19 protein-coding genes, 1 pseudogene and 1 riboswitch are annotated in these 23,098 nt (G+C 50.6%); of the genes and pseudogenes, 8 read left to right on the top strand and 12 right to left on the bottom strand.

Annotation, left to right across the window (positions count from 1 at the left end; translation table 11 throughout):
- Window positions 1–41: 41 nt before the first annotated feature.
- Together moaB and ACP7IZ_RS11170 are read left to right on the top strand one after the other, a co-directional pair.
- Complete coding sequence (moaB, locus tag ACP7IZ_RS11175) at window positions 42–680, top strand: molybdenum cofactor biosynthesis protein B (RefSeq protein WP_193562055.1); 639 nt, start codon at window positions 42–44, stop codon at window positions 678–680.
- Window positions 673–1,251 carry a DJ-1/PfpI family protein gene (locus ACP7IZ_RS11170; protein WP_426849220.1) on the top strand — a complete coding sequence of 193 codons (579 nt, stop codon included), beginning with the start codon at window positions 673–675 and terminating at the stop codon, window positions 1,249–1,251. The genes moaB and ACP7IZ_RS11170 overlap by 8 nt, the downstream gene beginning before the upstream one ends.
- 52 nt (window positions 1,252–1,303) lie before the next feature.
- On the opposite strand, the gene folE is transcribed toward ACP7IZ_RS11170, so the two are convergent.
- From folE to metZ, 3 genes are all read right to left on the bottom strand, one after another.
- Window positions 1,304–1,915, bottom strand: a complete 612-nt coding sequence (gene folE, locus ACP7IZ_RS11165) for a GTP cyclohydrolase I FolE (protein WP_426849218.1) — start codon at window positions 1,913–1,915, stop codon at window positions 1,304–1,306.
- Window positions 1,916–1,954: 39 nt separating this feature from the next.
- Window positions 1,955–2,425 carry a Co2+/Mg2+ efflux protein ApaG gene (apaG, locus tag ACP7IZ_RS11160; protein ID WP_414145414.1) on the bottom strand — a complete coding sequence of 157 codons (471 nt, stop codon included), beginning with the start codon at window positions 2,423–2,425 and terminating at the stop codon, window positions 1,955–1,957.
- 119 nt (window positions 2,426–2,544) lie between these two features.
- Entirely contained in the window at window positions 2,545–3,753 is a 1,209-nt protein-coding gene (gene metZ / locus ACP7IZ_RS11155; protein WP_426849217.1) for an O-succinylhomoserine sulfhydrylase, read from the bottom strand.
- 110 nt (window positions 3,754–3,863) lie between these two features.
- Window positions 3,864–3,943, bottom strand: a riboswitch (SAM riboswitch).
- 94 nt (window positions 3,944–4,037) lie between these two features.
- On the opposite strand from metZ, the gene ACP7IZ_RS11150 reads away from it, so the two are divergent.
- Complete coding sequence (locus ACP7IZ_RS11150; RefSeq protein ID WP_426849216.1) at window positions 4,038–5,537, top strand: mannose-1-phosphate guanylyltransferase/mannose-6-phosphate isomerase; 1,500 nt, start codon at window positions 4,038–4,040, stop codon at window positions 5,535–5,537.
- Window positions 5,538–5,582: 45 nt separating this feature from the next.
- On the opposite strand, the gene mutT is transcribed toward ACP7IZ_RS11150, so the two are convergent.
- The 3 genes from mutT to ACP7IZ_RS11135 form a co-directional block, all read right to left on the bottom strand.
- The gene (gene mutT / locus ACP7IZ_RS11145; RefSeq protein ID WP_426849214.1) at window positions 5,583–6,575 is read right to left on the bottom strand and encodes an 8-oxo-dGTP diphosphatase MutT; all 993 of its coding nucleotides are present in this window, start codon (window positions 6,573–6,575) and stop codon (window positions 5,583–5,585) included.
- Window positions 6,568–7,686 (bottom strand): Rieske 2Fe-2S domain-containing protein, encoded by a 1,119-nt coding sequence (locus ACP7IZ_RS11140; protein ID WP_426849212.1) that lies wholly within the window; start codon window positions 7,684–7,686, stop codon window positions 6,568–6,570. Before ACP7IZ_RS11140 ends, mutT begins: the two co-directional genes overlap by 8 nt.
- A gap of 116 nt (window positions 7,687–7,802) precedes the next feature.
- The gene (locus ACP7IZ_RS11135) at window positions 7,803–8,672 is read right to left on the bottom strand and encodes an ATP-binding protein (protein ID WP_426849211.1); all 870 of its coding nucleotides are present in this window, start codon (window positions 8,670–8,672) and stop codon (window positions 7,803–7,805) included.
- Between the two features lie 145 nt (window positions 8,673–8,817).
- On the opposite strand from ACP7IZ_RS11135, the gene yajC reads away from it, so the two are divergent.
- On the top strand, window positions 8,818–9,183 hold the full coding sequence (yajC, locus tag ACP7IZ_RS11130) for a preprotein translocase subunit YajC (RefSeq protein ID WP_193561110.1): 366 nt from the start codon (window positions 8,818–8,820) through the stop codon (window positions 9,181–9,183).
- A 28-nt stretch (window positions 9,184–9,211) separates the two neighbouring features.
- Here the strand turns inward: yajC and ACP7IZ_RS11125 are convergent, their stop codons facing one another.
- Window positions 9,212–11,482, bottom strand: coding sequence for a primosomal protein N' (locus ACP7IZ_RS11125; RefSeq protein WP_426849210.1), 2,271 nt, complete (start codon window positions 11,480–11,482; stop codon window positions 9,212–9,214).
- Window positions 11,483–11,565: 83 nt separating this feature from the next.
- Here ACP7IZ_RS11125 and ACP7IZ_RS11120 point away from each other — a divergent pair, with 83 nt between their 5' ends.
- From ACP7IZ_RS11120 to ACP7IZ_RS11110, 3 genes are read left to right on the top strand one after another with little or no spacing between them, the layout of a single operon-like run.
- Window positions 11,566–12,513, top strand: coding sequence for a tyrosine recombinase XerC (locus ACP7IZ_RS11120; RefSeq protein ID WP_006116425.1), 948 nt, complete (start codon window positions 11,566–11,568; stop codon window positions 12,511–12,513).
- Window positions 12,514–12,520: 7 nt separating this feature from the next.
- Window positions 12,521–13,507: a prolyl aminopeptidase gene (gene pip, locus ACP7IZ_RS11115; protein ID WP_426849208.1), complete on the top strand. Its 987-nt coding sequence runs from the start codon at window positions 12,521–12,523 to the stop codon at window positions 13,505–13,507.
- Window positions 13,504–14,439, top strand: a complete 936-nt coding sequence (locus ACP7IZ_RS11110; RefSeq protein WP_150178159.1) for a pepsin/retropepsin-like aspartic protease family protein — start codon at window positions 13,504–13,506, stop codon at window positions 14,437–14,439. The genes pip and ACP7IZ_RS11110 overlap by 4 nt, the downstream gene beginning before the upstream one ends.
- A gap of 47 nt (window positions 14,440–14,486) precedes the next feature.
- On the opposite strand, the gene ACP7IZ_RS11105 is transcribed toward ACP7IZ_RS11110, so the two are convergent.
- Window positions 14,487–15,014 (bottom strand): hypothetical protein, encoded by a 528-nt coding sequence (locus ACP7IZ_RS11105; protein WP_426849274.1) that lies wholly within the window; start codon window positions 15,012–15,014, stop codon window positions 14,487–14,489.
- Between the two features lie 134 nt (window positions 15,015–15,148).
- Window positions 15,149–16,492 carry an ammonium transporter gene (locus ACP7IZ_RS11100; protein WP_426849272.1) on the bottom strand — a complete coding sequence of 448 codons (1,344 nt, stop codon included), beginning with the start codon at window positions 16,490–16,492 and terminating at the stop codon, window positions 15,149–15,151.
- Window positions 16,493–16,930: 438 nt separating this feature from the next.
- Between ACP7IZ_RS11100 and ACP7IZ_RS11095 the strand changes: the two are divergent.
- A pseudogene (locus tag ACP7IZ_RS11095) lies at window positions 16,931–17,059 on the top strand (IS5/IS1182 family transposase); the annotation flags it as partial.
- A gap of 85 nt (window positions 17,060–17,144) precedes the next feature.
- Here the strand turns inward: ACP7IZ_RS11095 and ACP7IZ_RS11090 are convergent.
- The 3 genes from ACP7IZ_RS11090 to ACP7IZ_RS11080 all read right to left on the bottom strand — a co-directional run bounded on the left by ACP7IZ_RS11090 (window position 17,145) and on the right by ACP7IZ_RS11080 (window position 23,083).
- Window positions 17,145–19,247 carry an HAD-IIIC family phosphatase gene (locus ACP7IZ_RS11090; protein ID WP_426849206.1) on the bottom strand — a complete coding sequence of 701 codons (2,103 nt, stop codon included), beginning with the start codon at window positions 19,245–19,247 and terminating at the stop codon, window positions 17,145–17,147.
- 206 nt (window positions 19,248–19,453) lie between these two features.
- Window positions 19,454–21,430 carry a hypothetical protein gene (locus tag ACP7IZ_RS11085; RefSeq protein WP_426849205.1) on the bottom strand — a complete coding sequence of 659 codons (1,977 nt, stop codon included), beginning with the start codon at window positions 21,428–21,430 and terminating at the stop codon, window positions 19,454–19,456.
- A 60-nt stretch (window positions 21,431–21,490) separates the two neighbouring features.
- Entirely contained in the window at window positions 21,491–23,083 is a 1,593-nt protein-coding gene (locus ACP7IZ_RS11080; RefSeq protein ID WP_426849204.1) for an SGNH/GDSL hydrolase family protein, read from the bottom strand.
- Between the last annotated feature and the right edge of the window lie 15 nt (window positions 23,084–23,098).

The raw sequence follows: 23,098 nt of genomic DNA, 5'->3' as shown, positions 1-23,098 counted from the left end.
AAGCAATTTTTATGCGATTGTAGACGCTGTTGTGCAGTTTAATGGATTTTTTATATAAAAATAGGCCATTATTACGGCCATATGGTGCAGTTCTGCATCAGAATTATGGAGATAAGATTCTCTCAATGTCTAAAATCGATACCAACCTGCCGTTTCTTCCTGTTCGTATTGCAGTGCTTACCGTTTCGGATTCGCGCACGCTGGAAACAGATACCTCTGGGGCAGCGCTTGTTGCGCGGCTTGAAGGTGCGGGCCATGTTCTGGCTGATCGGGCCATTATCTCGGACGATGCAGACAAGATAGCCACACAACTGCGCAAGTGGATTGCTGATCCGCAGGTGGATGTTGTTATTACAAACGGCGGCACAGGTGTAACTGGCCGTGATGTGACACCAGAGGCTTTTGAAAGCGTGTTGGAAAAACGCATTGAAGGCTTTGGCGAGCTGTTCCGTATGCTGTCTTATCGCAAGATCGGCACATCCACCATTCAGTCTCGTGCGTTGGCTGGTGTGGCTGGTGGCACGTATCTGTTTGCGCTGCCAGGTTCTACGGGGGCTGTGAAGGATGGTTGGGATGACATTCTAGTTTTCCAGCTTGATAGCCGCCACCGCCCTTGTAACTTTGTGGAGTTGATGCCGCGCTTGCGCGAAGGCTTGAAAGGGAACGGTCATCATGACTGATGATGTCAAACTGCTGATGCTGGCAGGTGATTACGTAGAAGACTATGAAATCATGGTGCCTTATCAGGCCCTACTGATGGTGGGGTATAAGGTGGACGTGATCTGCCCTGGCAAAAAAGCGGGCGATAAGGTGCTGACGGCCATTCATGATTTTGAAGGTGCGCAGACATATAGCGAAAAGCCTGGCCATGCTTTTGTGCTAAACGCAGACTTTGATGCCATTGATACGGATGAATATCTGGGGCTGATTATTCCTGGTGGGCGTGCGCCTGAATATCTGCGTCTGAATGCGCGGGTGTTGGAAATTGTAAAAGCGTTTTCCGATAGGCCGATTGCCTCAATTTGCCACGGGGCACAGCTTCTGGCCGCTGCGGGCATTATCAAGGGGCGTGAAGTTTCCGCTTACCCAGCTTGCCGCCCGGATGTGGAACTGGCTGGCGGCACTTACGCTGATATTCCGGTAACGGAAGCCGTAACGGATGGGGAGCTGGTAACAGCGCCCGCATGGCCTGCGCACCCAGCGTGGCTGGCTCAGTTTCTTAAGGTACTGGGTGCAAACGTAAGTATTTAAGGCCCAAAGGCTTTTCTCTCCCATCCGGTTTATAATGGGAGAGAAGTCTTTTTTAGTATTCGCAGGCGGCAGGGCGGTTTAGCATTGCCATGAGTTCACGCCGCGTGTCTGAATTTTCCCGAAAAACGCCCAGCATCGTACTGGTTACCATGGAAACACCGGGTTTATGCACACCGCGTGTTGTCATGCATTCGTGGGCAGATTCAATAATAACGGCAACCCCATGCGGTTCCAATTCATCATTGATGGTATTGGCGATCTGTGCCGTGAGTCGTTCCTGAATTTGCAGACGCTTGGCGTAGGCATCCACCACGCGTGCCAGTTTGGAAATACCTACAACGCGCTGGCGCGGCAGATAGGCAACATGTGCCCGCCCAATAATGGGGGCCAGATGGTGCTCGCAGTGGCTTTCAAAGCGAATATCACGCAGCAGCACAATTTCATCATACCCTTCCACTTCGGAAAAGGTACGGCGTAACAGGGCTGCGGGGTCAATTTCATACCCGCAGAAAAATTCGGTGTAAGCGCGGGCAACACGGGCGGGGGTATCGTGCAGGCCTTCACGGTCCGGATTATCGCCAGCCCAGCGCAACAGGGTGCGTACAGCCTGTTCTGCTTCTGCTTGTGTTGGGCGCTTAGATGTATCAGACGGAGGCACGCTCATGCCACACTCCAGAAAAAATAGGGATATGAATGGGGCGGATTAGTGGATCTGGCGGAGCAGAAAAGGGCTGTCCAAGCTAAAAGCAGGAATGCTGACATCAAACCGTCTGCCGCTGCTTTTATCCTGCATCAGGTAGTGTCCGCTCATAAATCCGCCCGGCGTGGTAAGGGATGCCCCGGAGGTATATTCATAAAGCGCGCCGGGCTGAATAACCGGCAGTTCTCCCACTACGCCAGAACCGTGCACATATTCTGTGTGCCCGGCTGTATCCGTAATGTGCCATGTACGTTCCAGAAGTTGCACAGGCTGGGTGCCATCATTGCCAATACGGATACGATAGGCCCAGCAGTAGGAATGCTCATCCGGTTCGGATTGATCTGGCAGCCAGAATACCTGCACCTGTACGCGCACATTCTCCGTAACGGCCTCATAGACAGGCAGCGAGGAGAATAGCTCGTTCATGGCTTCTTCTGGATCTTGCAAAAGGGGAGAAGTGGCCCAGTCGGGCATGGAATATCCTGTTTATGGTACGGGATGGTGGTTGCACCTATCACGAACCCATCTGTTATGCCAAGCATTCTCCCTCCCGATCCTGTTATGGCGGAGGGGAGGGAAAATGCTGGTATTGTTTAAAGAGCCTGAAGGGCCGCAACACCGCGGGCGAGATCATCTATCAGATCTGCGCTGTCTTCCAGCCCCACGGAAAAGCGAATAGCGCCATCCGTAATGCCCAACACTGCGCGGTCTTCTGCGCTCACTTTGGAATGTGTGGTTGTGGCAGGGTGCGTAACCAGAGAGCGTGCATCTCCAAGATTGTTGGAAATGGCAATCAGCTTCAAGGCATCCATGAACGCAAACGCGCCTTTCTGGCCGCCCTTTACTTCAAAGGCAATCAGGCTTCCGCTGCCGCTCATCTGGCGTTTGGCCAGTTCATACTGCGGATGATCGGCCCGGCCCGGATAGCGCACGCTTAAAATGCCGGGGGCAGATGCCAGATAATCAGCAACGGCTGCGGCATTGGCTGCCATGGCGTTGACGCGCAGGGAAAGTGTTTCCAGCCCCTTGAGCATGACCCATGCGTTGAAAGGAGAAAGTGCGTTTCCCGTATTACGGGTGAAAGGCTGAAGTGTTTCTGTAATCCAGTCTTTCCGGCCGAGCACGGCCCCGCCGAGCACGCGGCCTTGGCCATCAATATGCTTGGTGCAGGAATAGACAACAACATCCGCGCCCAACTGGAGAGGCTTTTGGAAAACAGGGGAAGCAAACACGTTATCCACCACCACAATCGCGCCTGCCTTGTGGGCGAGATCTGAAATGGCTTTGATATCCAGAATATCAAGCATGGGGTTGGATGGGCTTTCCAGCAGCACGGCGGCGGTGGGCTTGGAAAGTGCTTTTGCCCATTCGTCCAGATTACAGCCATCTACAAAAACGGTTTCTACGCCATAACGGGGCAGAAGGTTGGCAACAATCCAGTGGCAGGAGCCAAACAGTGCGCGAGAAGCTACCACTCGGTCCCCGGCTTTAACGTGGCTTAGCAGGGCGGAGGATACAGCGCCCATGCCAGTAGCCGTTGCCACGCAGGCTTCTGCGCCTTCCAGATCTGCCAGCCGGCGTTCCAAAGCTGCAACCGTAGGGTTGCCAAAGCGGCTATACTGATAGTGTTCTTCCTCACCACGGAAGGTGCGGGCAGCTTGTTCGGCATTATCGTAAACAAAGCCGGAGGTCAGAAACACGGCTTCACTGGTTTCACCATATTCCGTGCGTTCCACACCAGCATGGAGCTGACGGGTTGCGGGGCGCCACGCTTCAGAAAATGCAATCTTGTTGTCACTCATGGGTCTTTGTATCCGGTTCTGGCGTGTCAGAGCAAGCAGCAGACAGGCCCATGTGCCTGCCAAAGCAGCTCAATCTCTTAAATTGACCGTGGAAACCATGACAGCCGGCTAAATGCCGTGTCAGAGCCTCTTTAGCGCGTTTCTTTTACCTCGCCGCAAGCCGGCCTTACAAATCACGAGGGCAGGGCTCAACACCTTGCTGGCAAGCAGGGTAAGCCCGGATATCCGCTATCGTCAAGTTCTGTGCATGCAGCCTTCACAAAACAGGCTTGCGGTGATTTAACTTGGACGAATATTTCAAAAATCTGATGGATTTATGCATGTCCGCTAAGAAAGAAACAGCCACTTCTGTGCATGTAGCCAATGGGCAGGAGGTTGTGCCTGTTATTCTTTCTGGTGGTTCAGGCAGCCGCCTGTGGCCAGTTTCTCGCGGAAGTTATCCCAAGCAGTTCTGGCCATTGCTGACAGAAAAAACTTTGTTACAGGAAACAGCTCTGCGTGGCGTAGCCGCCAAACTGTGCGGGCCGGTTGTGATCTGCAATGCCGAGCACCGTTTTATTATAGCAGAACAACTGCGGGATGTGGGCGTGCAGGATGCCCGTATTGTGCTGGAACCTGTTGGCCGTAATTCTGCCCCAGCCATTGCGGCGGCTGCTTTTTTGGCAGCAGAAAAAGACCCGGATGCCGTGTTGTGGGTTATGGCGGCAGATGCTGCCATAACGGATACGCAGTGTTTGTATAAGGCGCTGGAAAGTGCTGTTCAGGCAGCCCAAGCTGGATATGTCGTCACGTTTGGCATGAAGCCCTCCCGCCCGGAAACAGGGTATGGATATATAGAGGAAGGAGCGCCTCTTTCCGGCCTTTCTGGCGTATGCCGTGTAGCTCGGTTTGTTGAAAAGCCGGATGCGCAAACAGCGCACCATTTTTTAGAGAGCGGCAAGTATTTGTGGAATTCGGGCATGTTTGTTGCCCGTGCGTGCACGTTTTTGCATGAGCTTCAAAAATACGAACCCGAATTATACGAATGCGTGCGCCAAGCTGTAGAAAAACGCCAGACAGATATGGATTTTGAACGTCTGGACGTAGAAAGTTTTAAAAAATCTCCTGATATTTCAGTGGATTACGCAGTGGCAGAACGCACGGATAAAGCGGCTGTGGTGCCGGCCGATTTTGGGTGGTCCGATATTGGAAGCTGGGATTCCCTGTGGGAACTCAGCACGAAGGACAAAAACGCCAACGCGGTTTATGGCAATGTGATGCTAGAGGATGTGCATGATTCCTACATCCGCACAGATGGCACCCTAACCGTTGCGCTTGGTGTTGAAAATCTGACCATTGTGGTGACGCAGGATGCCGTTATGGTTGCCCGGAAGGATCGGGCGCAGGATGTTAAAAACATTGTTCAGCGTCTGAAATCAGAAGGCCGCACAGAGGCCACGCACCATGCACGCACATATAGGCCGTGGGGATTTTACGAGGGTCTAACCCAAGGGGATCGTTTTCAGGTTAAGCGTATTGTGGTGAACCCGGCGCAGAAACTCTCCTTGCAAAAACATTTCCATCGCTCGGAGCACTGGGTGGTGGTGGAAGGCACAGCACTGGTAACCCGCGGAGATGAGGAAATTCTCGTAAGGGAAAATGAAAGTGTTTACTTGCCGCTGGGTATGCTGCACCGGCTTGAAAACCCCGGCCGTATCCCCCTTACGCTGATAGAAGTGCAATCTGGCCCCTATCTGGGGGAAGACGATATTGTGCGTGTGCAGGATTTGTATAGCCGGGAGTAGGCATTACAGAGGGCCTGTAGAAGGCCCCAATCTGTTCTTGAATGTTTAAAGTAAAGCCTGAAGTAGCGGAATAAACGGTAGATCTGCTTCGGGCATAGGGTATTTGCGCAGATCTTGCGGCGCAACCCATGCCAGTTTCTGCCCTTCCTTAGGGGTAGGTGTACCTTGCCAGCGCCGACACACATAAAGCGGCATTAGCAAATTAAATGTCGGGTAAGAATGGGATGCAAAGGTAAACGGCGCCAAACAGGCGCGGGACATATCAAGCCCCAGTTCTTCATGCAGTTCGCGCACCAAGGCGGCTTCTGGTGTTTCGCCTGCTTCTATTTTGCCACCCGGAAATTCCCACAGGCCCGCCATGCTTTTCCCTTCCGGGCGGCGGGCGAGCAAAATGTGGCCTTGTGTATCAATAAGTGCTGCGGCGGAAACCAGAACCAGCTTTTTGGGGGCTGATGATGTGGTGGCGGATGCAGAGCCGCGGCGTGCATCCTGCATATGGCGCGTGGTTTCAAACACCAGCATAGGTTGTTCGCTACCGCGAGAGGCAAAAACTTGTTTGTCTGTTCCGATTTGCTGAAAACCGATGTGCTCCAGCACGCGGGCAGAGGCAATATTATCAACCGCTACATTTGCGCGGATGCAGGAAATTTCCAGATGCGCCAGCGCCCAACTGGTGATGCGTGCCGCCGCACATGTTGCAATGCCTTGCCCCCAATAGGGGCGGCCAATCCAATAGCCCAGCACCCCAATGCGTGCAGAATTGGCTGGGGTTTGAATACCCAAGCCAATACAGCCAATAAAAGTGCCATCCTTATCCAGAATGGCAAAATGATACCCTTCTCCTTTTTGCTGCATCTGCTGCGTGGAAGCTATCCAGCTATCGGCCAGTTCACGCGGGTAGGGAAAAGGCAGGCGGCTGAGCATCCGCACCACTTCCCAATCATTCACCAGATGGTGGAGGGCAGGGGCATCCTGCGCGCAAAGTGGGCGCAGGTGATAGGGCGGGGCTTCCAGTTCGGTCGGGGCAGTATCAGGCATTGGGTTGAGGCGTCTGCGCTGGTTCTGGAGGAATACCGCATTCGGTCAGAAGTTCACGCAGGGCGTTAATAACGGGAAAAACCTCTACGTTGTGGTCACCGCCCAGTTCGCGCCACGCATTTTGCTCCAGTTCCACAATCTCACGGTCTTCGGCAAAAATGCGGTTGGTAAAGGCAACAAGGAAAGGCCATGCAATATCCAGCAACCCACCTATCTTGGGCCGTTTAACGGACAGCAGGCCAAAGGTGCGGTTGGTCAGCTCATCTGCACTTTGCGGTACATAAACAATCCACAAATCCATTACCGGGTCTTCATCTCCGGTTTGGATGCGCAGGGTTTGATACGGATATTCCGTACGAATGGTCATGACATCGCGATGCTGGAATTTTTCCGAAGAATCGCGGCGTTCACCAAAAATCAGCGCTTCACCAAAAGGCTGTTTGCCGCCGGTGCGGGCAAAGCTGTAACGGGCTTCCACCAGCTTTGGCTCACGCTTTTGGCCCAGAAAACGGGGTTTCATCTGCCCCATCTGTTTGGAGTGCATGAACTGATGATTCATATCCATCAGATTTTCATGCATGAAGCTGTAGTGGCAACCAATGGTGGTGCCAAAGTAACGGGTTTTGTAAGCTGGGTTGCTGGCGCGTGCCAAATGTGTGGGCAGGGGCACGGTGTCTGCTTTTTCCGGGTCACCGGGGAAAACAAAGATCATGCCGTCCTGTTCCCGGCAGGGGAATGTACGCACCCCGTTAGGAAGCTTGCCTTTGCCCAGATAAGGCACATCAATGCATCGGCCAGAGCGGCCATAGGCCCAGCCATGATAGCAGCATTTAACAGAGGCACCTTCCACCGTGCCTTTGCTAAGCGGCACCTGCCGGTGGGCGCAGCGGTCTTCCAGCGCAAATACAGGGCCTTCATCCGGGCGCACCAAGGCAATGGGCATGCCAGCATAACGCGTGCCAATGGTTTTGCCGGGTTTTAGCTCCCGCGACCATGCAACAGGGTACCAGTAGTCCGGATTGGATCTGACGCGCCGCAGATCTATTTTACCCTTTCTGGCTTCAACAGCCAGTTCAGGGGTGGAGGAATCGGTCTGAGCGGTCTGATCCATTTCGCCTCAAATCACAAAGAATACCTGTGCGGCGCCGTTTTGATGCCGCTGTTGCGAATGCTATCTCAACTCATCGTGACGCAAGAAGCAAGACAGGAGCGCATAGCTGACAGAAATTAATGTTCTGCAAGCTCTGCCGTCAGGTCCTCAATAAACTGGAAAGCCACCCGTCCAGAGCGGCTTCCGCGTGTAATCGCCCACTCATTGGCGCGGGCCATCAGGTCCTCATCATCAATGGTCAGGTTACGTTCACGCGCATAGCTCCGCACCATGTCTGCAAACGTATCCTGTTCACAAGCATAAAAACCAAGCCACAGGCCAAACCGGTCTGAAAGCGAGACTTTTTCTTCTGTTGCTTCGGAGGGATTAATGGCGGTTGCGCGTTCATTTTCAATCATATCGCGCGGCATCAGGTGGCGGCGGTTGGAGGTTGCATAGAACAGAACATTTTCTGGCCGCCCGGCAATACCACCATCCAGAACAGATTTAAGGGCCTTGTAATCCCGGTCTTCCTTTTCAAAGGAAAGATCATCACAGAACAGAATAAAGCGGCGTGGGTTTTCCCGCAGCAGGCTGAGCAGCAGTGGCAGGGTTGCCAGATCTTCGCGCTGGATTTCAATCAGAGCAATAGCGCCCTTGCCGGGGGCGCACGGTTTGCCATCAACCTGATTGGCCAAGGCATGCGCGCCTTTCACCAGTGAGGATTTGCCCATGCCGCGCGCGCCCCAGAGCATGGCGTTGTTGGCAGGCAGGCCACGGGCAAAGTGCTCTGTATTTTCAATCAGGATCTTGCGTTGCAGATCCACCCCGCGCAGCAGATCAACCGGTACGTGTGCAACATGCGGAACAGGCAGAAGGCGCCCACGTTCTGGCAGCCAGACAAAGGCATCGGCTTTATCCACGCCTTCCAGCGTGGCGGGGGGAGGAGAAAGCCGCTCCAGAGCAGAGGCAATGCGTTCCAGAACAGGGAGTGTTGGTGTGTCCATCTGGGTATCTATCCTGTTTGTCGCCGATATTGGTTATAAAATACGGGCGGAAGGCGTTTTCATCCGCGCAGGTGCTTGACGCACGAGGATTGAAAATTATGGTCACTTTCTCTGTTTTCGCAACACGCCTTTCAGGAAAGTCTGCTTGATGTCCAATTTCCTTATTCCCGCCGCCTATGCCCAGAGTGCCGGAGGTGCCGGTGGGGGCTCTAGCCTGATGTCCTTCCTGCCGTTTGTGGCCGTTTTTGTGATTATGTATTTTTTGCTCATCCGCCCTCAGCAAAAGCAGCAAAAGCAGCTTAAAGCAGAACTGAAGGCCCTCCGCCGTGGAGACCGGATTGTAACGGCAGGTGGCGTTGTGGGTATTGTGCAGCGTTCCAAGGATGATTCGGAAGAAGTGGAAGTGGAAATCGCGCCAAACGTGCGTGTTATGGTGCTGCGCAGCACAATTTCCACAGTGCTGACAAGCACCGCCAAGCCTGCAAACGATACCGCAACAGCAAAAAAGTAAGATTTTTTAGGCGAAGCGCTCAGAAACGTTAGAGAAAAGAAACGGGGTCTATATCCACGTCCACTTTGGCGTTTCTGGCCAGATTTACCATGCCTAGCCAGCGGCGCAGGATAGGCTGTACCGCAATATTGCGGTGCGTGCGCAAGAGCAGCCGCCTACGGTGCCGCCCGCGTAATACAGCCAGCGGGGCTGGGGCAGGGCCAAGCACCTGTATGCCCTCTCCATAAGGGGCGGTGCGGCCCAGTTGGGCTGCGGCTTCATCTGCGGCAACAGGTGTATCTGCACTTACAATTAAGGCAGCCAACCGCCCGTAAGGGGGCCAAAAACCCGGCTTACGCTGTGCGGCTTCTTGCTGCATAAAGGCATCAAAATCCCCTGAAAGCAGCGCCTGCATTACCGGGTGTTCCGGGGTATAGCTTTGCAGAATAACCCGACCGGGTGAGGATGCACGGCCTGCACGCCCCGCCACCTGATGCAAAAGCTGAATGGTGCGTTCCCCAGCCCGTAGGTCTGCCCCACCAAGCCCAAGGTCTGCATCCACCACCCCAACAAGGGTGAGGTGCGGAAAGTGCCACCCTTTGGCAACAATCTGCGTTCCGATAATCAGATCCACTTCCCGGCGCGAGATTTTGGCCACGGCTTCCGCTGTGGCGGCTGGGCCTCCTAGCGTATCGCTAGACATCACCAGCAAGCGCGCATCGGGGAACAACTGTCGGGCTTCTTCCGTAATCCGCTCAATACCGGGGCCTATGGCGGTCAGGCTGTGGTCTGATCCACATTGGGGGCATGCGGGGGGCATGGGTTCTGTATGATCGCAATAATGGCAGGAGAGCACCTTGCGGTTGCGGTGTTCCACCAGCCATGCCGTGCAATGAGGGCACTCCATACGGTGCCCGCAGGAGCGGCAAAGGGTAAGGGGGGCATAGCCGCGCCGGTTGAGAAACAGCATAACCTGCTCCTGCCGTTCCAGCGTGGCGCCAATATCTTCCACCAGCTCGGGTGAGAGAAAAAGCCCTCTGGGTGGGGGATGGTCGCGCAAATCCAGCACGCGGGTTTCTGGCAGTTCTGCTCCTCCGTGCCGGGTGGGTAGAACCAGATGCCGATACCGGCCAGCTTCTACATTTGCCAGTGTTTCCAAGCTGGGCGTGGCGGAAACCACAACAACCGGAAAACGTGCCAGCCGCCCTCGCACTACGGCCATATCGCGGGCATTGTAGATAACGCCTTCTTCCTGCTTGAACAGGGCTTCGTGCTCTTCATCTACAATAATCAGGCCGAGGTTATGGAAGGGCAGAAATAAAGCAGAGCGGGCGCCGACTATCACAGAGGCAGAGCCATCTGCTGCGCCAAGCCAGGTGAGCCTACGCGCGCGCTGCCCAATTTCGGAGTGCCACACAGCAGGTTGCACACCAAAGCGGCGGGAAAAACGTTCCATCCATTGGGCGGAAAGCGCAATTTCGGGCAGAAGAATAAGGGCTTGTTTGCCCTGTTCCAGACAGGCTGCAATGGCTTCCAGATAGATTTCTGTTTTACCGGAGCCAGTCACCCCTTCCAGCAGGGTTACGGAAAAACGGTTTTCCGTAACAGTTTGGCGCAGAGCCATAGCTGCGCTCTGTTGCTCACCTTCTAGGATAGGCGGGTTATAATGTGCATCGGGGTGGCCAAACGGGCGTTCTGGCCCCAAGGAAACAGGGCGCAGCACGCCTGCATTGGCAAGCCCTTTCACTACGCCAGCACTTACACCTGTGGCATTGGTAATATCCGTGGTGGTGCGATGGTTCCCATCAGCAAGAAGGTCCAACACTTTTTGGCGTGCAGGCGTAAGGCGTAAAGTCTCCAAATCAGGCTTTTCTGCCAAAGCCCACCCCATAGTGGGGGTGGGGGCTGCCCGCATATGCAGCCGTAAGGTCATGGCCAGCACCATACCCGGAGGGGTGAGAGTGTAGGCAGCAACCCAATCTATGAATTGGCGCAATTCAGCGGATAGCGGAGGCAGATCCAGCCGACAGACAACCGGACGCAGGCGGGCCGCATCTACCTTTTTTTCTGTGGCCGGTGGGGCCAGATCGGCAGGAAGCGAGGATGTTGTATCCCACACCACGCCGGTTTCCTGCCGCTTACCCAGTGGGGCAACAACGATATCACCGGGTTGCAGATCCATATCTACTGGTGCGCGGTAATCAAAAGGCCCAGCAAAAGGCATGGGGAGCAGCACGGAAATGCGTGTGGTGCCAGAAGTGCTGGCCGTTAAGTTGCCAGAATCCTGCAAAGGTATATGGGAAAAAGGTTTCTGCGCCATCAGGATTTGGTTGTAATGCTGCCTACAGGGAAAGAACAGGGGAGAAAAAGCGTACAAAGCTTTCTGCCCGATAGAGGAAGATCATGACTGCTGAAGAAGCTGTTCAGAAGTTTCTGGAGTGGATGGCTGTAGAAAAGCAGGCATCTCCCCTGACAATTGAAGCTTATCAAGGCGATCTGGCCCGTTTTTTAGGGTTTATGACCACCCATCTGGATGGTTTGCCAGATATGGTCGGCTTGGGTTTAATCAGCCTGCGGGATTTTCGTGCATGGCTGGCTTATGAGCAAGCCGAGGCCAGTAAACCAACAGCCCGCAAAACATCATCAGATCAGGCTACCCGCACACGTGCACGCCGTGTTTCTGCCGTGCGGTCTTTCTTTAAGTATCTGGCCCGCAGGCAAGGGGTGGAAAACCCGGCTATCCAGTTACTTAGCACACCGCGCACCAAAAAGCCTCTGCCGCGGCCTTTGGCTAAAGATCAGGCCTTGGCGGCTCCAGAAGATATTTCTGATCTGGCGCATACGCCCATGGAACAGCAGCGAGATGCCGCTTTGTTTCTACTTTTATATGGCTGCGGTTTGCGTATTTCCGAGGCCTTGAACCTGAATATTGCAGATCTGGACGTAATGCGTAGCAGTAACGTGCTGCGTATTTTGGGTAAAGGCGGCAAGGAGCGGCTTGTGCCAGTGCTGCCTGTTGTGCAGCAAGCGCTGGAAGCATGGCGCGGGCGGCACCCAGCCCCAACCCCAGATGCACCGCTTTTTGTAGGGATAAGAGGCAAGCGCCTCCAGCCTGCCATAGCCCAAAAAGCCATGCGAGAATGGCGGCATCTTTCTGGCTTGCCAGATTACGTAACGCCACATGCTTTGCGCCATTCTTTTGCAACCCATCTGATGGAAGGTGGGGCAGATTTGCGTGTTATTCAGGAGTTGCTCGGGCATGCCAGCCTCTCCACCACACAGCGTTACACACTGGCAGATGAGGCCCGCTTGCTGGATGTCTGGACGCGGGCGCATCCGCGTGCACAATGAGGCCAGAATGCAAAATAAGGAACACACCGGCATGATACAGGCGTTGCGTGCACCGTGGCCCGAAATCGAACCCTATGCTCATGGTTATCTGGATACGGGGGAAGGGCATCAGATTTATTGGGAGCAGTGTGGTAACCCCGATGGTGTGCCGGTTGTATTTCTGCATGGTGGCCCAGGTGGGGGGTGCTCACCTTCTCAACGGCGGCTGTTTGACCCGGTGCGTTACCGTATTGTGCTATTTGACCAGCGTGGATGTGGCCGTTCGCTTCCTCATGCTTCGTTAGAAGCAAACACAACATGGCATCTGGTTGCAGATATTGAGCGTCTGAGAGAAATGTGCGGGGTAGAAAAATGGGCTGTATTTGGGGGCTCATGGGGCTCTACGCTCGCACTGGCTTATGCCGAAACACATCCGGACCGCGTAACTGCACTGATGCTGCGCGGTATCTTTACCCTGCGGCGGGCCGAATTGCTGTGGTATTATCAGGAAGGCGCCTCTTGGCTTTTCCCCGATAAGTGGGAAGATTTTCTAGCACCTATTCCGCCCGCAGAGCGGGGGGACATGATGGCTGCGTACCGCAAGCGTCTGACATCAGATAATCCCGCCATTCGTTTGGAAGCTGCGCGGGCTTGGAGTTTGTGGGAAGGGCGCACCTTAACCTTGTTGCCATGCCCAGAAATGGAAACGCAGCATGATGAGGCTGATTACGCGCTTGCCTTCTCTCGTATTGAAAACCATTACTTTGTGCATGGGGGCTGGCTGGAAGAGGGCCAGCTTATTCGGGATGTCGGGCGCATTCGCCATATTCCTACAGTGATTGTGCAAGGGCGCTACGATATGGCAACGCCAGTACGCACAGCGTGGGATTTGCACAAAGCATGGCCGGAAGCCGATTTCCAATTGATTAACGCCGCAGGCCATGCGTTGTTCGAGCCCGGTATTTTAACGGCGTTGCTGAATGCGACAGACCGTTTTGCGCGGGAGCTGGCATGAAACGCCAAATAGTTGCTTGCGCCTTAATAATAGGTGGCGGGGCCAGTGTGCCGTTTGGTGGTATTTCTTCAGCTTATGCGGCAGATGGGTGCCATAAGCTGGTAGCGCGTGTGGCGTTACGGAATGATCAGGGTTTTCTGAACATTCCTGTGAGCGTTAATGGCCATGCTGTCAGCATGATTGTGGATACAGGTTCGGAGGGAAGCCTTATTTCACCAGAGGCTGCCTCACTTTTCGCTGCCCAGCGGGATAAAAGCGTGCACACCGTTGTGCGGGGCACTGGGGGAATAGGGCGGATTGTGCCCAATGCGATTGTAAAATCCTTTCGTGCGCAGAATGTCGAGTTTGGTCCTGTTTCCATTCCGGTAGATACATTACCCGCAGTTCCACAGACCGAGCCTGAAGTAGAGGGCCTTATGGGGGGGGATCTGCTCTCTCGCTATGATGTGGAATTTAATGTGGCGGGCGGGACGCTGTCTTTCTGGTCCGCCACTTCCGCAGATTGCAATGGCCCAGAAGGATGGCGTTACATTTATCGTGCGGTGCCGTTGCAGGCAGCAGGCCAGCGGGTGGTGGCGGAAGTTACACTAGACGGCACAAAGCTTAAGGCACTGGTGGATAGCGGGGCACGATCTCGCATTGTCTCAATTGGTGCGGCTGAGCGTATTGGTGTTTCCCGCCAAGCCTTGGCGGCTGATCCGGGTGGAATGACAACCGGGGTAGATGGGCACCAGCAGATTTATCATTGGCATAAGTTTCATCTGTTCCAGATTGGGCAGGAACAGGAAAAATCTCCGGTTCTTACGGTTGCCCCCGTGCATGATACCGTAGATATGCTTTTAGGATCAGATTGGTTTGCCGCGCATCGTGTTTGGATATCTTACCGCACACACACGCTGTATGTGATGCCAGCACAGCAGGTGCGCCGTTAATATAAAAGAGAGGCAGAAGATGGTTTCTCCTGCCTCAAGCTCTTAGATTATTCGCCTTTCAGGCGCTTGTTGCATTCGCTGTAATAACCGCCACCTTTTTGAATCCATTTCATGCTGCCATTGGCATTGCTGGATTTGTTGGTGTGGTACTGATCCAGGCAGGTTTTCATGCGGGCCTTACCTGCGCTGAGCTTGGAATACTGAGGATCGACCGCAGAAGGGAAGGTTGCGCCAGAAGCACTTACAGCACTAGGCGCAGCCGGTTTGGTAGCTTCTGGTGTGGTTTCTGCCGGTTTGTTGGCTGTGGCTGGAGCAGCCTCTGCCGTGGTGGCATCACAGTTGGCAGCCTTAAATGCTTTAAATGTCTGGCCGTTAAGCGTGTTTTCCGCTTTGGCTTCTTTGAATTTTGCGTGGCATTCCTTGGCCGTCAGTGCATGGGCGCTAGGAGCGGAAAGAGCAGTTGCGCAACCAAGCAGTAACGCAGCCAAGCCGGTGCGTGCAGAAAAGTTCATAAAATAAAACCTCATGCAAAGGGACGAATCAAAAAACGACCCGATGCCGTTTTTTATTCCCAGAAAATATTATCGCAAACTGTGGCGTTGAAATGAATGGGGGATGATATTTTTATGAGAAAAACAAAAACCCCCTCCCGAATAGACGGGAGAGGGCTTTGTATAAAAGCTGGAATTAAAGTGTGCTTGCAGAAGGATCAGTCGTTAATACGTTCCCCATGCAGGGACATATCCAGGCCTTCCAGTTCTTCATCCGGTGTAACGCGTAGGCCGATAACCAGATCAACCACTTTTAGGATGATGAAGGACACAACCGCACACCATACAATGGTGACGAGCACAGCTTCTGACTGAACAATAAGCTGATGCACAGAGCCCGTAATGCCGGAGGGATTTGAATCCGTTGCAGAAAGCGGGCCATAGGCGAACAGGCCAGTTAGCAGAGCGCCAACAATACCGCCCACACCATGCACGCCAAAGGCATCCAAGCTATCGTCATATCCCATCATGTGCTTCAGGGATGTGGCACCCCAGTAGCAGACAACGCCAGTAATCAGACCGATAATCAGAGCGCTACCCGGCAGAACAAAGCCAGCAGCAGGTGTAATGGCCACCAGACCACCTACAGCACCAGAAATGACACCCAGCACAGTGGGTTTGCCGGAGCGCAGCCATTCAACCAACATCCAGGATACACCAGCACCAGCCGCAGCTATCTGGGTGGCAGCCATGGCCATACCTGCGCGCCCATTCGCGCCCACTGCAGAACCAGCGTTGAAGCCAAACCAGCCAACCCACAGCAGGGAAGCGCCAATAACAGCATATGTCAGGTTGAAGGGGGAGAGATCATCCTGCCCGTAACCTTTACGGCGGCCAAGCACCAGAGCGCACACCAAACCGGCAACACCCGCATTGATATGCACGACTGTACCGCCAGCGAAATCTGCCGTGCCAAGGCCACCCAGCCAACCAATAGGGCTCCAGACCCAATGCGCGATAGGAGCATATACAATCAGAGACCAGATGATGGAGAACACGCACATGGCGCTGAACTTCATGCGTTCAGCATATGCACCAGAGATCAGGGCCGGGGTGATGATGGCGAATGTCATCTGGAACATCATGAAGATGCTCTCAGGAATGGTCATGGTTGTGGCGTTGGGAGAATCTGCGCCAAGCGTGAAACCAATATCCGCGCCGTTATGAATGTTGGCGCCAATGCCATTCAGAAACATGCGGCCAAAGCCGCCAATCCACGGGGTGCCTGTGGTGAAGGCAAGGGAGTATCCAGCTACCATCCATACAATGGAGATAATGCAGCACAGAGCAAAGGATTGCATAAGCGTTGCCAGCACGTTTTTCTTACGCACCATGCCCGCATAAAACAGGGCCAGACCAGGGATTGTCATCATCAGCACAAGGGCGGTGCTGACCAACATCCATGCTGTATCACCGGTATCGATTGCGGGAAGGGTATCTGCCGCGTAACTGGATGTAGCACCAACGTGGAAGAGGATACCGCCCCCAATAAGAGTGACCATTTTGGCCAACGGGTTTATGTGTTTTTTTGCTGTCATAGTGACATATTGCCCCGGCATGTTGATGACAGTCTCCAGATATATTGTTTTGGCGCTATGTTTGGTTAACGTAAGAATTTAATCATATCTTATCCGGAACAATATTCAAGGTAGATTCATTTTTACCGGATAGATTTTTACCGGATTAAAATTAGGTTAAGGCAGATTATAATAACCCTGTCTTTAACTATGGCCCATGGGCCGAGTTATATAGAATACGCCTTGGCCGCGTGCTGAGCGGTATCATTTTGCCAATTGGAGTGGCCTGCGCTAGCAGGATGCGCTACGGGAATATGGGCCACACAAAACACTCTGCAACCGCTGGCAGCGTTGGGGAGCCATAAGGATTTTTGTGCGGATGATGGACGGTGCTTTCAGCACGGAAAGCTGAACCCTAGGAACGACAAGCAAAAATACAAACGTCGAAATTGTATTGAGACCATGTTTGGCAGATTCGAGGGCTGGAGACGCATCGTAACACGCTACGACAAATGCCTCATCGTCATGTTCAGGATATCAGTCCTGAGCTGAAGGAGTGTATTTTAAGTAGTATTTATAAATATAAAGTATTCCTTGCCTGAAGTCATAATCATCAGGCAAGGAATGTTACGTTTACTTAGTAAGAGGGAATGGTTTCCATCTTTTTGATTTTGCCGTGCACAATATTCAAAATGGCATCAGATATCTGTTTATATACCCGGCGCTCATAATGAGACCCGCCAAAACTTCCATCTTTTGCCAGATCATTTTCAGATTTCACAAACTGATGCGCATCTAGGAAATCAACCCCAAATTCGCGAGCCACAGGTAGTGTAAGTTCGTTAATCTGACCAAAAGCAGAAAGAATACCCAGGTCTCGTCCCACTCTGCTGTTTAGGCCAACAATGATAATGGTCTTTCCAGCACGTTTTAGGCGGCTGAATAGAGTTCTCAAGTCTTTCACAAAGATATCTTTGTTAAAGCCGCCAACAAATGAAAATTCTGATCTAAAAAAGTTCCACTGGTCCCTAGTCGTGTTGGGAAGTTTGTCCTGAATTTCCTCATAAGGAACGGTGGTATAATCGAACTTTTCAAAGGGGCCGCCGGGCAAGTAATATGGGAGCGCGTAAGTTCCCATAGGGATAGTCATGCCTGTGGTTTTAGAACGGTAGAGCCCATGGAAAGTTTCTTGGCCAAATGTAAATACATAAACATCCGCCGTTTCATCCCAAGCGGCTGTGGCAAACCTATTTTCAGGAATACCAGGAAGTGCCGCAATAATTTGGCGGTTGATCGGACGTTCCAGTGCTTCATTGACAAGCGCAGAACGTAGGGTCGTCGCAATTTCCCAGCCTTCATACGGGTAATTGAATTCTTCTTTGGTTTCTACATCTGTCCGCAGGAAGTGCGCTGTCATCATCATATCGCAAGCGCCACGCAAACACACTGTAGGCCGCGGTGCTGCTCCAGCTATACCATTATCTGCATGGTCAATATCAGGTACAAAGCTAACCCAATCAACCACCGGCATATCTAGGCGGCTAGCTACTTTACCTTGGATATCAATATGTTTGCGTCCAAGTTTTTGCCATACAGCTTGCTCCACGCCCATATTCATGGTGCGGCATGAGAACAGGAAGTGCTTGCAAGTATCACGCTGAATGAAATAGAAACCGCAAATTCCGTAGTTACCATAAGCATCAGATACTTTTACGTAACCTACGTTGCTGTTGAACTCTTCCTGTAATTCAGCTTCAAAAACTTTTCGTGCTTCTTCAATATCTTCCGGCCAGCGCTTTTTTGTAAAATTCAGCTGATTTGTACGATTTACAAGGTCATGAATACGCGGGAATTGCTGTTCAATATCCGTATGGAAACTAATGCGGATATTACTATCGCGCAAAAAGCTGATGTTATCGCCGCCCATAGCAGACTTATCTTTCTGCTTTGCTTCCAGCACACGATACTGTTGGAGACGTTTGCAAGTTGGGTCGGGCTTACCTTTAAACTTGGGGTCTGCCAATAGGGTGGGGATGATGGTTGGTTCAGCTACGTTAATGCTCGGAACAAAGTGCAGAGCTTCATTAAGGTTTGTTACATTATCATCAATAAATAAAACGCTGGCGGGACGTAGCTGAATTTGCTCAACAATGTCCTTAATCAGCGGGCCTTTAGGGCCCCATTCAATGCGCGGGAAGACAAATTCGTCCCAAACACCAAGTTCTTTTAACTTGCTTTCCACATCTGAAAAATCATTCCGAGAGCAGATGGCGTTTACAATCCCCCTGCGGTTTAATTCTTTTACAATATTAATGTTTTCTGGAATTTGGGTAATTTCACCTTCAGACAAAGTACCGGTCCAGAAGGTGTCATCTAGATCCCAGATAACCAAGCGAATGCCTTCTTCCTTAGTTTTGGGAAGGGCTAACGGCGCAATTAGCTGATAAACCAGATATTGGAAGCCTGATTGCTGGCAGCTACCAAATAGGCGAATTTCGTCTCCTAATTTATCGGCTATATTAAATATCCAAGAACACTTACCTTCCGCAGAAAATATTTTTAAGCCATCATCATCAAGTTTCCAGCTTATTTCTTGGGGATGATTTTCCCACCCTGTAATAAGGCCATCTGGGGCAAATCCAAATGTGGTAGATTGCACAGGATGGTTGGCTGGCCCCCAAGCCCAAGAATGACCGGTTAATTGTTCAATGGTTAGAATTTCATTTATTGGAGTAAGCATATAAGATTCTCTATAAGGAAAGATTTCTACCTTTTTCGATTATAAAATGTTTTCAGCAATTGTAAACAACACCATTTATACACTAAAAAGCAGAATGGGTATTGATCATAAAGGAGGTACTATACCAAGTATGTAAGATAGAGCATAAGTAACCTCCCATGATATTTCCACGCAGATTATTTAATATTTTAATAACGTGGATCGTATTATTTCAGACTTATTAATGGAATAATCTTCCAGCCGTGCTTTGTGTAAATCACTGGGGCATCATCTGTTGTATCGTAAATAATTTCTCCAGGTTTTGCTGATGTAATTTGTTTTATTTCCTCTTTGCTCTTGGATGGCAGTTTAAGAGTGTCCCCAATGGTGACTTTGCCATTGATATTTGCATCATGTTTGGTGGTTAAAGACTGAGTAGTTAATTCACCAGTATCTTTTACAGAAAACATTGAATTATTATTTTGAATTTTATTATTTTCTTCTGTTTTTACACGATACTCTAAGGCATGCTCTTTGCTGTCATAGCCCAAAATGTGCTTATTAAGACCAGAAGAAGTACTATCTGCGGTCAAATCTAGATAAGTGTCTGCTTGAGTTCGAGCCCATGAGTGAATGCCGGGTTGAACGAATACAGAAGCAGAAGCATCAAAAACCGTATTATAAATATGTGCAGGAGCAGCAAAAGCGGCACCAATTTCTGAGCAGGCAGGTACTTTATTGCCGTTGTAGTTCTCAGGATATGTGGGGATATGACAATTAGATGAAGCTGAAAAGGCAAGGCCGATTTGTGCTTTTAATGGACCAAGATATAACCATTTAACCGATGCATCGTTAATCTTGCGTGTTCCAGTAAATTCAAAACGAGGCAAAATCCCGCCACTTGTGCCCCCTTGGTCAGTTACAAATAGATGTTGCATACCGGAACGCGGATCTACAACACGAATCATCTGGTGAGGGGCGAAGGATGTATCTGGTTTCCAGAACGGCGCATATTGTTCCCAAAGGCCATTGGATGCGAGTTGATTGATGCGGTGCGCTGTTTGTGCATCATAGCTCGTGGCTGCCAAATCATAACCAACAGCGTTTAAGTTGTGTTCTGCTACAAATTCTACAGTTGAAAGCTGCCCGAATGACGGAGCATTGCGATCTCCGTAAGTATAATCAAGCCCCTGGGTTTCATCTAGTTCCTCAGCCGTCGCCCAAGACCAGCTCAAGCCTTTTTTGTGTAAAACATTTTGGAAAGCATAGTTTTGCTGTCCGTATCCTTGCATTCCATCATCTTCAAGAAAGTTGCTCAAGCTGCGCGTTGAAGAAATCGCCTGTGGGGTAACAATCGTATTAATATCAATATTACGTTTATTGATATGGTCTATGGAGTTTCTTCCATGTGCCGGATCATTATTTACATAATTAATCGAGAAAGAAGGCGCTGTATTGTCAACACGTCCTTGATCGACACGGCCGAGTGTCAGAGTTGGTAAATCCCGCGGAGGAACACTTAGAGTGGGAAAGCTGTCTCCAGCGTATGGGAAGGAAAGCCCTGAGAATGTGGCTTGAGGAAACATGGAAGTATCTGCCTCTATCATATTGATGACGGCAGATGCTGATGTGTAGGGCGTTGTTGATTTATCTAGATAATTGGGAAGTGTAAGGGGAGGGCCGTTTTCAAAAGAATAGCTTAAGGTTTTATCTAAATAAAAATATGGAGAGGGTGAAGAAAAGACGAGATCAAATAGTGTTTGAATATTTTTTTGTTTTGCAGAAGCTTTTGCGTCAGTCATTATACTTTGAGACGTTTCTGCAGGAAGGACATTGAGAGAAGTTGTGTTTACACGAAAACACGCAGCTTTATGGAGCGGATCTGCATCATTTTGAGCATGAGGATTAGGGCTCCAATACTGTTTGCCCTGATAGTTTTTGAGATTTTTTGCATATTTCTTTACGATAAAATCTGCAATAGACCCGTTTTTGTTAACTTTTGTAATTTCTATAACAGAGCCATCATTATAAACGGTTGCTATATCACCAATTTGCCATCCGCTGCCTGTAGCATCTTTTACCCATATACAGGGCACAATAGACGTTGTTGAATATTCCGAAATAGAATGCGAGGCTGTTTGTGCAAGTCCAATAGAAGGAAATAAAAGAGCGCTCATAGAGATGAGAGAAATTTTGATATTCATGATGGCATCCTTTTATAAAAAATAAGAATTTTTTACTATTCGAAGTGAATATTTAAATTGCTATGTTGGAAAGCCATTTTCGCCCCAATTTTGCGCTCTAAATACTGGAGTAAGAATATCTCGCACGCCATAGGCATTCATATGATAATGCCCAGAGCCTCCGGCTGCGTAGGTGTGTTCATACAAATCATTGTCTGTGCGATCAGGCATATTTCTGACGGCATTTTCACTCACCACAGAAGCATTGGCAACGCAGAGATTAAAAATGCGCAATCTATTGTAGCCAGCCCATTCTAGGCGAGGTGTGAAGGGGCTTCCAAATCTAATTATAGTTTCATCGCAAACATATTGATAACCTGTGCCTAGGGTATTGAGATGTTCTGGTTGCCAGTTTGTATGCGAAAGAGGCACCCATATTGAAAAGACAAGGCGGCTTCCCTTAACCATAATATTAAAAAGAGCAGGGAAGGATGGAATAGGAATATTTGTTATTCGTTTTTTATCTTCATCCGGGTGTGTGCCATCACTCCAAGAATAAGCGATACAACCACTGTCATCGTCAAAAAAGACATGCAGTTTATTGGAGTAAGGTGGATGAAATGCGCTGGAATATCCAGAACTGAGATTGAGAGAAAGAAAAGCAGGCTTTTTTTCTAATTCGAATGCAAGCGCAAAATCTGTACAATTATTGGCAGAAATATGATTTTCGTTTTCGCAGGTAGGGAAATCCCAGTTATTATGAGGAGTTTCCGAAACATAAGAGCCAAAGGATGAGAGGCCCGACCCTTCTTCGGGGTGCACTCGTGTAAGAGTGAGTTCACAGGGGTCAAACCCATCACGCCGCATGCTATGCCAGCGGTGAAAATCCAGATAACCAAATCCCTCTCGTTGCGCATATGTACGCAACCACTTGATAATGCCGTCCAGACCTTCCTGATATTCTTGTGTTGCATAACCATTAATGGTGGATGCCTGGGAAGGATGGTGCGTTAAGCCTAAAATAATGGATGGTGGTTTAGGGGCGCTTAAAAAGAAAGCGATTAATTCTTTCACATCAAGGGGGTTAAAGCTTCCAACGTCATTGCCGCCACTATGCAGAAGAAGCAGATCGGGCTGATAATGTCGGACAGCTTCTTTCCAATTCATGTTTGGTGGTGGATTTATCCATTCTGGTGCTGGAGTAGCTTGTGAGTTCATATCCTTCCAAGATCGTCCCCCTGCAGCCGCATTGATAAATGTAAATCTTACATGTGGAAGTTGTTGTTGGAGTGTTTCCAGCCATGCATAAGTCGCATTTTCTGTATGGCAAACCATATCACTTGCGGTTGCAAATATACTATCTCCCATAACCATAACGGTTGCTTGTTTTTCCCGACAAGCTTTATGGAAAGCTATGAGATGTTCTGGTCTCACCGTAGCTGGAAACATGGATGGTGGCGCTAAATGGGTTGGATGAATACCTTTACGCCGACAGTTCCGAACCTTGGCATTTCCTTGCAAAATAAGGCGGTTTACAGAGCCCAAACCACTTCCATGCGTGCTTTCAAGAATGGAAGATTCCGATGGAATTTGGAGAGTTTTTTTAGATTGTGATGATATTTGTGAATTTTTTTCAAGTAATGAATTTAAGGATAAAGATATATTTTGGGTCATATGAATATCCATCTA

Source organism: Acetobacter sp. AAB5, assembly GCF_050106715.1.
GTDB classification, from domain to species: Bacteria; Pseudomonadota; Alphaproteobacteria; order Acetobacterales; family Acetobacteraceae; genus Acetobacter; species Acetobacter oryzifermentans.
Note: the sequence above shows the minus strand (reverse complement) of the source record. Positions and strands in the feature narration are given on the sequence as shown.